Annotated in this window: 13 protein-coding genes; 6 read left to right on the top strand and 7 right to left on the bottom strand. The window is 43.7% G+C overall.

The window, feature by feature from the left end:
* The first annotated feature begins 101 nt into the window (after positions 1-101).
* The 4 genes from gspG to M0P91_RS04055 are packed head-to-tail and all read left to right on the top strand — an operon-like array spanning position 102 to position 2,011.
* The gene (gene gspG, locus M0P91_RS04070; protein WP_295064878.1) at positions 102-533 is read left to right on the top strand and encodes a type II secretion system major pseudopilin GspG; all 432 of its coding nucleotides are present in this window, start codon (positions 102-104) and stop codon (positions 531-533) included.
* Entirely contained in the window at positions 533-1,084 is a 552-nt protein-coding gene (locus M0P91_RS04065) for a type II secretion system protein (RefSeq protein ID WP_295064876.1), read from the top strand. The genes gspG and M0P91_RS04065 overlap by 1 nt, the downstream gene beginning before the upstream one ends.
* Positions 1,062-1,511, top strand: a complete 450-nt coding sequence (locus M0P91_RS04060) for a prepilin-type N-terminal cleavage/methylation domain-containing protein (protein WP_295064874.1) — start codon at positions 1,062-1,064, stop codon at positions 1,509-1,511. Before M0P91_RS04065 ends, M0P91_RS04060 begins: the two co-directional genes overlap by 23 nt.
* Positions 1,508-2,011 carry a type II secretion system protein J gene (locus M0P91_RS04055; protein ID WP_295064872.1) on the top strand — a complete coding sequence of 168 codons (504 nt, stop codon included), beginning with the start codon at positions 1,508-1,510 and terminating at the stop codon, positions 2,009-2,011. The genes M0P91_RS04060 and M0P91_RS04055 overlap by 4 nt, the downstream gene beginning before the upstream one ends.
* A gap of 149 nt (positions 2,012-2,160) precedes the next feature.
* Here M0P91_RS04055 and M0P91_RS04050 read toward each other — a convergent pair whose 3' ends face one another.
* On the bottom strand, positions 2,161-3,045 hold the full coding sequence (locus M0P91_RS04050) for a sulfurtransferase (protein WP_295064870.1): 885 nt from the start codon (positions 3,043-3,045) through the stop codon (positions 2,161-2,163).
* A 135-nt stretch (positions 3,046-3,180) separates the two neighbouring features.
* Here M0P91_RS04050 and M0P91_RS04045 point away from each other — a divergent pair, with 135 nt between their 5' ends.
* Positions 3,181-4,200: a cytochrome-c peroxidase gene (locus M0P91_RS04045; RefSeq protein ID WP_295064868.1), complete on the top strand. Its 1,020-nt coding sequence runs from the start codon at positions 3,181-3,183 to the stop codon at positions 4,198-4,200.
* 35 nt (positions 4,201-4,235) lie between these two features.
* On the opposite strand, the gene M0P91_RS04040 is transcribed toward M0P91_RS04045, so the two are convergent.
* A complete protein-coding gene (locus M0P91_RS04040; protein WP_295064866.1) occupies positions 4,236-4,664 on the bottom strand; it encodes a Fur family transcriptional regulator in 429 nt (142 codons plus the stop codon).
* A 204-nt stretch (positions 4,665-4,868) separates the two neighbouring features.
* On the opposite strand from M0P91_RS04040, the gene M0P91_RS04035 reads away from it, so the two are divergent.
* Positions 4,869-5,516, top strand: coding sequence for a ferritin family protein (locus M0P91_RS04035; RefSeq protein ID WP_295064864.1), 648 nt, complete (start codon positions 4,869-4,871; stop codon positions 5,514-5,516).
* Positions 5,517-5,585: 69 nt separating this feature from the next.
* On the opposite strand, the gene M0P91_RS04030 is transcribed toward M0P91_RS04035, so the two are convergent.
* From M0P91_RS04030 to M0P91_RS04010, 5 genes are all read right to left on the bottom strand, one after another.
* Positions 5,586-7,415: a hypothetical protein gene (locus M0P91_RS04030; protein WP_295064862.1), complete on the bottom strand. Its 1,830-nt coding sequence runs from the start codon at positions 7,413-7,415 to the stop codon at positions 5,586-5,588.
* A gap of 351 nt (positions 7,416-7,766) precedes the next feature.
* Complete coding sequence (locus tag M0P91_RS04025; protein WP_295064860.1) at positions 7,767-8,597, bottom strand: hypothetical protein; 831 nt, start codon at positions 8,595-8,597, stop codon at positions 7,767-7,769.
* A gap of 124 nt (positions 8,598-8,721) precedes the next feature.
* Positions 8,722-10,344 (bottom strand): adenine deaminase, encoded by a 1,623-nt coding sequence (gene ade, locus M0P91_RS04020; RefSeq protein ID WP_295064858.1) that lies wholly within the window; start codon positions 10,342-10,344, stop codon positions 8,722-8,724.
* 6 nt (positions 10,345-10,350) lie between these two features.
* Positions 10,351-11,382 (bottom strand): galactose-1-phosphate uridylyltransferase, encoded by a 1,032-nt coding sequence (galT, locus tag M0P91_RS04015; protein ID WP_295064856.1) that lies wholly within the window; start codon positions 11,380-11,382, stop codon positions 10,351-10,353.
* A gap of 2 nt (positions 11,383-11,384) precedes the next feature.
* A complete protein-coding gene (locus tag M0P91_RS04010) occupies positions 11,385-13,433 on the bottom strand; it encodes an alpha-amylase/4-alpha-glucanotransferase domain-containing protein (protein WP_295064854.1) in 2,049 nt (682 codons plus the stop codon).
* Between the last annotated feature and the right edge of the window lie 166 nt (positions 13,434-13,599).

Here is a 13,599-nt window from a genome sequence, read left to right as displayed (position 1 = left end):
GTTACAGCGCTTGAAATTTATATAAACTTATACCAAATGATTAAGTCCTATTTTTTGATTCTTTTATTATAATAAGACAAATAGAGGGCAGGAGTTATCGAATGTATCGAACACGGCAAAGAAAAGCGTTTACGTTGATTGAAATCATGGTTGTTATCATTATCCTTGGGTTATTAGCATCGTTTGTTATCCCTAATATTACCGGCAAGAGTGATGAAGCCAAACAAAAACTGGTGTGCATTCAGATGAAAAGTTTAAACGAGAGTCTAAAAATGTTCAAAGTCGATAACGGCTCTTATCCGACAACCGAAGAGGGGCTAAAAGCACTCGTGACCAACCCCAACCCGGATGAATACAGCGCATACTCACCCAACGGCTATCTCGAAGGGAAGAATATTCCAAAAGATCCATGGAATAAACCTTATCTCTATCTTAATACAGATGGTTCTGTCGAACTGATCTCTTTGGGCAGTGACGGTAAAGAGGGTGGCAAAGATGAAGATAAGGATCAAAAACTCTCTGAGTGCCGATAGTGAAAACCTCGCGCAGCGGAATGACCCTCTTTGAATTATTAGTGGTCATGACGATTGTCGGAGTCGTTTATTCTATTGGGATTTTTACCTTAAAAAAAGAGAAATCGACGGCATCGCGTATAACACTGTTGTCTCTCAAAAGCAGTTTAACTTCACTTTCTCAATCGAGCAAAGTTCGATTAGTTTGTGATTTGTCGTGTAAAGAGTGCCGTGTCTGGTCTGCCGATGAAACGCCGCTTGCGACAATTCACCTTCAATTCGAAGGGGCAATAGAACGATATGGATTTGACCGTTTCGGCGAACTGAAAAAATATGGCAAAATGATTACCAAAACAGAAGGTAGCCTCCATCAAAAATGTTTCGAATACACGCTCTATCCTGATGGTTCAACCTCTCCTTTATTACTCAAAAACCAAGAACGTTTTTACCTTTATTCCCCGCTTGGAGGAGATAAACCCTACATTACCAAAAGCGAAGAGGCTCTTAAGGAGTTTATCTTTAATCAAAGCCGTTATCCCATGAGAAGTGATGATTATTATGCGGGGGAGTAAAGGGTTTTCACTGATCGAAACACTCGTAGCCATCTCTCTTGCTTCGATTGCGACATTGGCATTGATGCATGTCATATCCCATGCCTCCAATACGTCTGCAAATGCCCTAAACCGATTTGATTCCTCTTTGATGATGAGTGTGGCGGCAAGTCAGGTCAATGAAAATATGCATGGACGGACAATGAGTATGTATGAAATTCTGAGTGCACGCTACCAGATTGACCATCCAAGAATCGCTGAAAACTTAAAAGAGAGCTCCTTCCATATACGCTATTTCCCCAAGGAGATGATTGATCCTTTTATCTCGATGAATCTGAGTGCTATCGATCCTACTGCGTCACAAGCTCATATTTTTGTCCAAAAAACGGTTCTTGAAAATAAAGGGGACAAAAGAATATTTTTTCGAATGCCGGCGGATACCCAATGAAAAGAGAGGGATTTACTCTAATCGAGCTGCTGGTCTCGATCACCCTTTTTGGTTTAATTGCCCTTTTCTTATTCGGATCCATTGATAACTTACGAAAGCAGCAGGTTTTTTATCAAAAAAAAGAAGCCGTGCTTGGGAAAAAAAATCAAATCCTCTCGTTGCTTCGAACCGATTTGGAGCGTACCGAATCGGTCAGCGTAACGACGGCGTCTAACAAAGATTTTGATCGCATTACCATTAATAATTCGAATCGCTCTTTATACGCACTAAACCGCCCTTTTGTCATTTGGCTCGTACTGAAGCAGGACAATACCCTGATCCGCCTTGAATCGGCTGCCCCTATAAAGCTCCCTTTAACTCCCGAATCTCTTTTTCTCGTCCACAGTGACCGTATCCAAACTCATTGCGAATATTTTCGTCTTTATGACGCTTTAAAAAATCGATTTGTCTATTTAAAATTTGAAAACGAACCCCCTTTAATGGTGGAAACATCCAAATAATGGGTGTAACCCTACATCGAATTCATCTTCTGCTGGCTTCTGTGTATGAGAAACTACTCAATCCAGGTAGTCAAAGAACTTGGGGTAGATGGTGCGCAAGGGTTATATTTTTATAAACCCATGCTACATCGTTATAAAAGGTAAGTGTTTTATTTTTGAAAGAGTTCGTAACGATATTGAATCATCGGCGTATCATCTCGATTTCCCCACTCCTTCATCGATGCATCGTATAATCGGACATGCTGATACCCCAAAACACCGTTCAAAACAAAATAATTAAACGATGTCTCCAGCCCGCCGGTACAATAGACGAGCACTTCTTTATTTTTATCCAGTTTGTACCCCTCTTTAAAAACCGACTCCAACATGTTTTTGGACTTTAAGAGATACTCTTTATCGACGGAGTAATTCCATGAATAGCTCATTCCCCCTTTGATATGTCCGTTACGTTTTACGGTAGGTGTCGGAGTGACACCTAGATACATATCGCTTGGACGTGCATCGATCATAGGAAGTTTGCCCAAATGGTTTTTTACATAGTTCATATCGGCAATCTTTGTTTTATCCAGCACAGCTTTAAAAACCGTAGGTTTTATCATAACATTATCATTGCTGAGCGGCAAATGTGCACTCTTCCATCCGCCCATACCTCCATCAAGCAAGGCAACGTTTTTTACGCCGTGATAGTGCAATGCCCAATAGATATAACTGGCTTTGAGTAAATCTTTCGGATTGTTGATCGGTGCGTACAAAACAACATCGATTTTTTCATCGATTCCCAGACGGCTGATCTCTCTTTCAATCTCTTCAACTGGACGGATGGAGAGAAAAGTTCCATTATCAAAACGCCATGAACCGATAGCAGTATGCACTGCATTGCCAATATGCTCAAGTTGATACGTATCGCCATCCGATACCTCGACGATCCGAATCTGGGCATCGTTTTGATGTTCATTCAGCCACTGCGGACTCACTAGCGGTTCTATTGCCATTAAAGACAATACTGTTGAAAACAAAGCAACAAAGATTTTCATGTTTTACCTTATATAAAAATTTCCACCATTATAGGGTTAATTTATTAAATGATAATAAGTTGTAAATGATAATATTTCACTTTTATCTGGATTCAGCTATAATTCTTTTATAAAATAATTCACAGGATGTCATTTATGAAAGCATTACTCATTTCAGCCATCGTCGCTTCTAGCGTTATGGGCGCTTCACTGATAAGTGAAGCTAAAACGGCAGGACTAAAGCCGATCCCTTCAAGTGCAAAAGCCGTCGAGAAACTTACTTCGAACCCCAAAAATCCGACCACTGCGGCTAAAGTCGAGCTTGGTAAAATGCTCTATTTCGAACCGCGCCTCTCTAAAAGCGGTTTGATCAGCTGTAATACGTGTCACAATCTGGCAACCGGCGGCGTTGACGGTATGAGCGCCGCAATCGGGCACAAATGGACCGCTAATCCTCATAATTTGAGTTCGCCGACCGTTTACAATGCCGTATTCTACAGCCGGCAATTCTGGGACGGACGCTCTCCCCATCTTGAAGACCAAGCACAAGGGCCTATCCAAGCAGCCCCTGAAATGGCTTCTCCAAAAGGAGTGGTCACGGATGTTGTCAACTCCATGCCTCAATACGTCAAAATGTTCCAAAAAGCGTACGGCAAAGATGTCAAAATTACGTTTGAAAAAATCGCCGATACGATCGCCGTATTCGAACGTACTCTCGTAACCCCATCACGCTATGACGATTTTTTAAACGGCAATACAAAAGCGTTGAACAAAGCAGAGCAAAAAGGGCTTAAAACCTTTATCGATAAAGGGTGTGCAACCTGTCACAACGACATCGCACTGGGCGGAACGATGCAGGCATTTGGGGTCGTAGCACCTTATAAATATATGAATATCGGCGATTTCAAAGGGGATACCAAGGGCTTAGTACGTGTACCGACACTCCGCAACGTTACCGAAACCGCCCCATACTTCCATAACGGCCAAATCGCTACTCTAAGCGAAGCGATCAAAGAGATGGGACGTATCCAGCTCGGTGTTGATTTGAACGATCAAGAGACGAACGAAATCGAAACGTTTCTTAAATCGCTAGAGGGCAAAAAACCGACTATCGTCTATCCGATCCTTCCGGCATCTACTCTGACTACTCCTAAAGTAGACGTTGTTAATAACTGATTTCGTATTTCCATCGCTTTTGGGCGATGGAAAAATTATCCTTCACTTTCCCTTGTCTTATCCGGAATAGAACTGCAATTTTGACAAATACCATGCAGCATTACCGATACGGAACGGGTTGAATGGACACATGCGTTCTGTGCAATCGTTGCAATTTCATCCATTGCGACATGCAAATCTTCCAATTGTCCGCATTGTTCGCATAAAAAATGGGGATGATCCCCTTTTGCGATCTCGTATCGTGTTTTTTGACCCGATAAGGTCACGGTATGTAAAATTCCGACCGAAGAGAGTTCACCCAAAATGCGATACAAGGTCGCAAGCGGGATCTTCATCCCTAAACGATTGAAACTATCATGCAATTGATCGATATCAATATGTCCACCTTCTTGTATCGCTTTTAAAGCCATCAAACGTTGCGGAGTCGATTTCAACCCTTTTGATCTTAAAAGCTGCTCATACATTACTTAACCTTATTAGAGTGTTGGTTTCTAGATAATTATAGCGTAATAAATATTCTTTTTTAGATATGATTAATTCACATTTAACATTCAAGGAGATTGGCTAAAATCACCGGAGGGATTTCGCCCTTTTTGGAAAAATATAATGCTCTAAATATTACCCATTTAGAGTATGATTAAATCAACTATTTTATAGAAAGGATTACAATGCGTCAATACGAAACCTACCGCTGTAATACATGCGGAAATGAGATCGAAGTTCAAAATGTCGGAGGGGGGACCCTCGTTTGCTGTGGTCATAATATGGAAATGATTACCGAAAGTCTCACAGCGGTGAATCTGATGAAAGCGTTTGGAGGCGAGAGTATGGCTCGCAATAAATACGAGTTATTTGCCGATATCGCCCGTGATGAAGGGTGGCATGCGGTAGAACGTCACTTCCGTGAAGCGGCATTCAATGAAATGTATCATGCGCGTGCCCAATACAAAGCGTATCATAAACTGATCCACGGCTGTGACGTCGATGCGACGGCTGCCAATCTCGATACCGCAATGGCGGGTGAGCATTATGAGCATGAAACCATGTATCCAGGATTTAGCGAAATCGCCAAAGAGGAAGGGCACAATGATTTGGCCCGCCTTTTTAATGCTATCGGTAAAGTCGAAGTGGAGCATGAACGCGAATACGCCACCCTCAAGGAAGCATTGATCGCCGATGGATTCTTTGCCAGCGAAGAAGATGAAATTTGGGTCTGTGAAGTATGCGGACACATCCACCGAGGCAAAAAACCGCCGGTTGCGTGTCCATTATGCAAAGTGGGACGTGAGTATTTCAAACGCGAATGTTTAAATTAAAATTTTCCTATTGACTATAGAAGGATGACAGTTGTGAAAGGTAATGGAGGATTCCCCGGAAGGGGGAATCTATTTTTTCACGGCGGCAGGGATGATCCAGCCAAGCGCTGAATTGTTCATCACATAGCGGGTCAGATTAACCAGATCGTTTTTGACGGTTGTCGCCATCGCACTGAGTGCTGTTTGATCCGTCGTACTGAGACCCGCCATTTTATCTTTAAAGAGGGTTTGAAACATAAATTCCGGGTTTAAGAAAACCACTTTGAGCTTCGGGGCATTCGCGTCGCTGTCATCAATGTAAAAGGACATTTGACACGGAAGCGCCGTTGCATGGTTACGGCTGTCTCCACCCATACTCAATGCCATTTTTGCATACGTCGGAGAACACGCTTCAACGGTGTAGATGAATCCATACACCGCAGTATCAACATCACGCGGCACGCTCAACGGTGCAGAACGGGCAGAACGCCAATACCCATTTTCGGAGAGGTTGTAGTCTGCATTTCCGACAAGAGTTGCATTCAAATCGGTACCGTTGACTCCGAAACTGCCGGCTGCAACATACGGCGCGCTTAGATAGGCATTGGTATATCCGCTTGGGATATTGACCGTCATTTTTTCAATCAATTTTTGCGCCGCTTTGATCGCCATGGCCCGTTTGGCAGCCGATGTCGTTGCCCCTTGCCATCCGGCATCACTGGTATTGATATCATAGGTGTAGGTAATGTATTGATTGCTCATCGCTTTAATGTCGTCGGCAGTGAAAACCGGCCCCATCGGTGTTGACTTGCGTGTATAGGAAACCGCCCCTGCATCTAGCCCTTTGTAGGTGATCAGTTTAATCTCCGTTTTAACCTGAAGGGCCATTGCCGCCATCGCCGCATTGGTCCCTAAATCGTTAAAGAAAATCGCAAAGCTTCCGACCGGATCGAGAATGTCTACGTAAATTTTCCCGGTCACCCTATCGGTATAAACCGCAATTTCGCACGGCAATGCAGGTCCGTGCCCTTCACCGCCGATAATGGTACTTCCGGCAATGGCTCTCCCCGCATGCGTTTTATTGCACACTTCAACAATCATCGTTTTGTTATTGTCCGGTGATGGGATTTCCAGAATATAGGGATTATAGGCCGTTTTGTTATTATCGGCTTTCCCCGTCATCGTTGATCCCCCCAATACCCAATCCGCTATGGAGTAACCTGTGTTTTGATCATTCACATCATTATAGTATTGCGCAATTTTCTGCGCAACGTATCGCGCCTGATCGGTAGGGTTAGAGGAACCCGACGCGCTTTCGATAGAACTGGCATTAATATCGATTTCCGCAATCCGTTCAAACGTTGTAAAGGTAGAACGGGTTATTGCCCCGACGGTAGCGGACAAATGTTCCATCGCCTGAACCCGGGTGCGTATCTGGTTTTGATAAACGCTTCCGTTGAGCTCAGAGGTAAGATTGGCGTCAAAATTGGCACCGAACTCCATCTGGTGTTTGAGTTGAAGATGTGCCGAAGCATTGATATCAATACCGTTACTGGCATTATTATCCGAATCCAACGTTTGGAGGAGACGGGCAAGGTTGATCGCTTTTTCGTCATCTTCCGGAAATACGTCAAAAGGTGTTAATGATTTGCCGTTCGTAATTTTATCCGCCGCAATAGTAAATGCAGTAGAACCGATCGTAAAAGTACATGTTTGACCTTTTTGATACGGAAATGAACCGTTCGTTCCCGTCACACCGGATAACTGACCGCAATGATAATTGACACCGCTGACATTACTGTCAACCAGATAGGCGGTACCGGAGATGTTCCCTTCATCCGGGCTCAAGCATCCGGATAAAAAAAGAGAACTGACTCCCACTAACGCTATCCCGGCAAGGGATAAAGCATACTTTTTCATTAAAACCTCCGTTTTAGAAACTAAAATTACACTGTAATAGCATAAATTTTAATATTAGAAGGGTATTCTTCTATAAAAATAATTAATACCATATTAATCTACTTCTATTTATTATATTCGTTGGATTAAAGGAGAGAAGAGGAGAAAAAAGGTTGCATTGCAACCAAAAAATTACTTTCTGGCTTTATACAAAGAGAATTTGACCTTACCCAGCTTCTCTAAACAAGTGCGAAAAGGTTAGTAATCTCCCGTATCCGAAAGATACGGGAAACTTCAGGGGGGTGCAGGGGACAAATTGTCCCTGCCACTTTTCGGGCTTTGCCCGGAAAGTGCGTAACGTCAGATAGAATGCTAGAATTTCCATACCGCGTTAAGACCGCCGCGATAAATCATCAACGTATTTTCGGGCCAAACTACATTATTACCGGCACTGTCAAATTGCGAACCGCCGTTTCTTTTTTGGTAATTTCCACCTACAAATGCCCCGATTTCAAGCCCTTTAAAAAGGGCATAGCCCGCATACAGACTCACATCCGTATTGTATCCGCCAATATCATTAAAGACGACATCTCCGCCGCTTGCGGTATTATTGGTTTGTTGCCATACCGGAAGCCCGAGTAACGCATGCCCTTTAATCCTCCACCCTTCCAAAGCGGCCGTATTATTCTCATACCAGTATCCAAGCGTTGCACTCAATGAGGCGGAACGCTCTTCAATGACACCTACCGGAATCGCTATGCGTGGATCCAATTGAACCCAAGTATAGCGCTTAAACGTATTCAACGTATAATTTGGCCCTGCCACGATACGGTGCTGTGGTGTTATTTTATAGTGGGCAAGTATCATTGCATTGTTGGTCAATAAGTCGTAATCGTTACGCTGTAGCGCCCCGCTAGGAGAGTCCCAATTCTCTGTCGTCTTGGACGGAAGGAGCGTTGATGAAAAATCAAGGGAAAAATCGTACCGCTCATTTACTTTTACCAACGTACCGCTTGAGTAAACGGGACTTGAAACAACTGCTTTGGATTTAACCGATCCAAGGTTAGGGATAAAAACGGTTTCTTGATACGCGGCATTTTCAAATCCGATACCGACGTACGAATAACCGTCGTAATAACGCTCCCCTGCACCCAAAGAAACAGCAGCTAGAAGTGGAGCCAAGAGTAGAAGTCTTTTTTTCATAACCTATCCTTTTATAAATAAGAACCAATTGCTACATTTAAAAAAATGGGTAGCTTTCGGACTTACACAATGGTGTGAGATAACCATTCTGTATTAATTATAGCTCTACTTTTACCATTTTTGGCTAAATTTTACACGGATGGATAAAATGAAAACTGCGTCCGTCAAAAAGCCCTTTGTCACTGAGTTTCAGCTCCGGAATCACCAGCAAAGCCATAAACGACAAGGTCATAAAAGGGGAACTCAAAGACGAACCCAGTGTTTCGGTAACATATCGGCTTAAAAAGTTATACGCTTCAGCTACCTCGAAGGCATCATGACTGCTCATAATCCCCGCGATATCGAGGGGAAGAACTTTGTGATTGTCTCCCTCAACCGCGCTAATCCCCCCCTGCGACGTAATTATCAAATTGACTGCGGCGGCTATCTCTTCATCACTGCATCCGACGGCAATGATATTGTGTGAATCGTGAGCAACGCTGGAGGCGATGGCCCCTTTTTTGAGACCGAAACCGTTTACATACGCTACGGCAGGAGCGGTATCCTCATAGCGATTGATGACCGTAATTTTTAAAATATCGTGTTCCGGATCGCCGAAGCTGTGATCTTTGCTACAGTACAGATGCGCCTGCATCTCATGGGTAATGAGCTCGTGATCGATTGCCTGAATCACTTCGGTATTCTCACAACAGGGTGCCGCAAAATCTTCGGCACATTTTAATGTTGTGTGAAAGTTATTAACGGCTGCTACTGTGAGCTGCGGCAATAGCGACTCTTTGATGTCGGCAACGATCTTCCCGTCGATAAATGTCCTTACAATCGCAAACTCCGACAAATCGGCCACTTCGATAAAGTCGGCCGGATCACCCGGACGGAGCATCCCTACATCCAACCCGTAATGGAGAATCGGATTGATACAGGCGATCTGCAAAACATGAAAAAGGTTGTGCCCCTCTTGGATAGCGCGGCGAACCATCGTATTGATATGTCCCTGTAAAAGATCGTCCGGATGAGCGTCATCACTACAAAACATCAAATCATCATAGAAATATTCAATCAGAGGATGGAGAGCATCGAAATTTTTAGCTGCCGATCCCTCTCGAATAATGATCTTCATCCCCTTCTCAAGCTTTTCACGCCCCTCCTCGTAGGTGAATGCCTCATGATCCGTCGTAATCCCTGCAGCAATATAGCGTTCCAGCTCCTCTCCTTGCAACCCCGGGGCATGCCCGTCTACCGGTTTTCCGATAGTGCGTGCCGCTTCGATTTTTTGCAGCATATCCGGATCACCGGAAAGTACCCCCGGAAAATTCATCACCTCGCTTAAAAATTTTATTTTCGGATTGGCAAGCAATGTACGAACCGCATCCGTGTCCAAAATAGCACCGCTGGTCTCGAACGGCGTTGCGGGGACACAAGGAGATGCGCCGAAATAAAATTTAAATCCGCTCTCTTCCCCGTTTTTGATCATAAATTCAACACCCGCCATCCCCAAAACGTTGGCAATTTCGTGAGGATCACAAACCGTTGCTACCGTACCGTGACGCACCGCCAAACGGGCGAACTCACTGGGAATAAGCATCGAACTTTCTATATGGATATGGGCGTCAATGAATCCGGGGAGAATATAGGTGGAACACTCCTCCTCTATTTCGGTAATGGAGACAATAACTCCTTCTTCGATTTCCATGGATACCGGAACGACGGAATGAGAACGGATGTCCACTCGATTTGCTTTGATGATCATAGGAGCCTACCTCTCTTCTTTTAACCGTTTCGCTGCCAGTTCCGGCGCAATGGGATTAATGTGCATTCCGGTTGAAAGTTCAAATCCCCCAATCTGGTAGATTCGCGGCGTAATTCGGACAAAGAAACGGCCATACTCATCCATCTTATAAAAAAATTCGGGTTCATTTCGATTGTTCATCGGAGGGATATTGAAAAAATGGAGATTAAAAGGGAAATTTCCCAATTCACGATAAAGGCGCTTAAACAAAAATGCCATTGCCAAGGAAAGATCATTGATTTGATACTGTGTCAGCTCGGTCATCATCGCAATGGAGTGCTTTGGTGCAACCATCACTTCAAAAGGGAACGCTGATGCATAGGGGGTAAATACGAGAAAAGTACCGTTCTCATAAATAACCCGCTCATTGACACGGATCTCTTCTTCTACCATATCCCCCATTAATGAACGACCGTGTTTGAGAAAATAGCTTTTCTGTATCTTTAACTGTTCTTTTATATTTTTGGGGATAAAAGGGGTGGCAATAATCTGAGAGTGGGGATGCGGCATTGATGCACCCCCATATTTCCCACAGTTTTTAAATACCTGAATGTACTCCAGACGGATATCATTTTTCAAGTCATCCATACGCGCAATAATCGTTTTTATATAGTTTTCAAACTCTTCGATCGTATATTGGTCCATCGATGCGGTGTGATTAGGGGTCTCAATAATTACTTCATGGGCACCTACCCCATTTTCCGATTCGCAAAAACCGATACGACGGCTTTTTTTTTCTTCGTCCGTACTTAAAGCATGATAGAGATTCGGAACGACCCGCGTTTTCCATCCGACCGTATCTTTTTCGCTTCCGTTATCCCGGATGGCAAATATCTCGTGCCCCGAAAGGTGCTCATTGCCGTATTCAAACGGACAATTCGCAACATCATCGTCAAAATAATGGTCCAAAGCACTGAGAAACATATCCGGTTTTCGAAGTCTGTTTTCGGCAATGATAACCCTCTGTTCCGTAAGACGGCAAAACCTAAACTGTGACACCCTTATCCCTTTGTTTTCAACGTCATACTGCCGGTGACGTTAAAACTTTTTTGATACGGTACTACAAATGCGATTGAAACTCCCTGATTTGTGAGGTCAAATCCGATTTCACTCTGGGATACCGTATCGATTTGCGACAGAATAATTTTTTCTCCTTCTCTAACCGTGATCGTCACGGTTGTCGCCGTATAGGGATCGTCGATCTCAAGGGTATCTCCCGCTAACGTGATGCAACCGTTCTCGATACCGATGCCGTTAAAGTTGACTTTATGAAGTTCGGCAAAATGAAAATTCATCTCCATGCAGTACATCAGACTCCCCGTATACTCCGATTCCAAAGAGATCTCAAAACCTATCCCCTCATCCGTAAAACGGTAGTGTTTCGTCAATGTCGCCGAATATTTAACCCCGTCTGCATACACACCGCCTCTGCGCTCAAATACGGCGGTAAAAATTTTTTCTCCCTTTTTAAGGGTAAAAGGGGTGTTGACGAAATCTCCGTATTCAGGAAAACTGCACTCTTTGAATCTATTTTCATCGAACGATTCATCGCTAATATGATCGATAAAAGAATTTTTATGATACCAATCGGCAATCAGTAACTCTTTAAGCCCCTCCATTTTTTCAGTGGAGAGGGCATGAATGGTCGTAATTCCTTCATTTACCTCCTCCTCACCTCGTATGTTTGGATTCATAATTGCCTCATGATAAGGCTCAACGTAGCGCTTTAGTGTGTTTTGCAAATTGAAACAGGTCTCTCTTAATCCGAATTCATTCATTTGCCCCCCGATACGACTGTCAAAAAGGGCAATGTAACGGTTTCCGATAAACTTTACATCATCATATCCATCCATATTAAAATCATTGATTTCCAGAATGGATTCTCTCTCCTTGTAACGGATATTTTCCGCTTCAATAATAAAGCGATAGGCATTATCACGTAAATTCGGAAGATAAAGCCCTCCGAATACGCCATGCCATAATGCGTCATTGGTCTGGGCTTTAAAAAGCCACTCATCAAAATCACTATTATTAACCTCGTTACGCACAGCAGAAAGTTCAAGAGAACGTTTATGGATATGGTTGCTTTCGTAATATTTGACCAGAAAGTTTTTCCAGATAGACCCTTTTACAAATTTTGAAACACTCTCTTCGGAATATTCACTCAAACTCCCTTTTATCTTCTCCAGCATTATCGCATCGTGAGGGGTCAAACTCCATTCCCCCATCTCAAAATAAGAGTATGGGGGGAGATAAGCAAGTCCCAACGGCTTGTGGGAGTCAAAATAATCGCTGTAAGTCGATGATAACACCTCTGGCGCTCCGGCCAACCCTGCTAAAAATTGTTCCAGCCATCCCGACTCATACACCCATTCATACGTTTTTGGCCAAGCGCCGAATTTTTCACCGTCATCGAATAAAACAGCCGCCCTATCCTCCGTCGCAGACAAAGCGGACAAGTACTCCTTAACCCCCTGAGCACCTTTAAACGGTATCAGATATCGAAGTGTTTTATTAATAGGAAAGAGTGCCATTGTCTCTCCGCCGTTTTCGGTGAGATAATAGCCGTAAAGATTTTCGGCATCAAACCCGGTACTGATGAAATGGTAATCGTCGACTACCATGTACTCAATACCGCACTCTCTCATATCCCCGACAAGAGAGCTGTCCCATACCCGTTCGGTTAGCCAGAGCCCTCTTGGAGTCTGATCAAAATATTTTTGAATATACGTGTTAAGCTTATTCACCTGATCGATCCGCTCTTTTCGGGGAATTGCCGAAAGGATCGGTTCATAGAACCCTCCGCTAAAAAACTCGATTCTCCCCCCTCGCGCCATCTCCTGCATAAGGGAAAACAGCTCCGGATCGCGGGTTTGAATAAACTCTAACAGCCAACCGCTAAAATGGACAGAAAAACGAAATGATTCGTAACGGCTCGCCACTTCAAAAAAAGGGCGGTAGGATTTAGCAATGGCATCATCCACAACTTCATGAAAATTATCGACCGGTTGATGGCAATGTATACCAAAAAGAAAATGTGTAATCCCCACGAATACCCCTTATTATTAACTGATGTTACGCACTCGATTCGTTTTCCGTCATCCTCGGGCTTGACCCGTGGATCCATCCCCATAAGAGAGAGCTAGATTCCCGATCGAGTCGGGAATGACGAAGCCAAAGGCAACTTTGAATGGCTAAAACCAATACTATGCGTAA

The organism is Sulfuricurvum sp. (genome assembly GCF_023229695.1).
In the GTDB taxonomy this organism is placed as follows: Bacteria; Campylobacterota; Campylobacteria; order Campylobacterales; family Sulfurimonadaceae; genus Sulfuricurvum.
The sequence above is the reverse complement of the archived record's forward strand: the minus strand, read 5'-3'. Positions and strand labels throughout refer to the sequence as shown.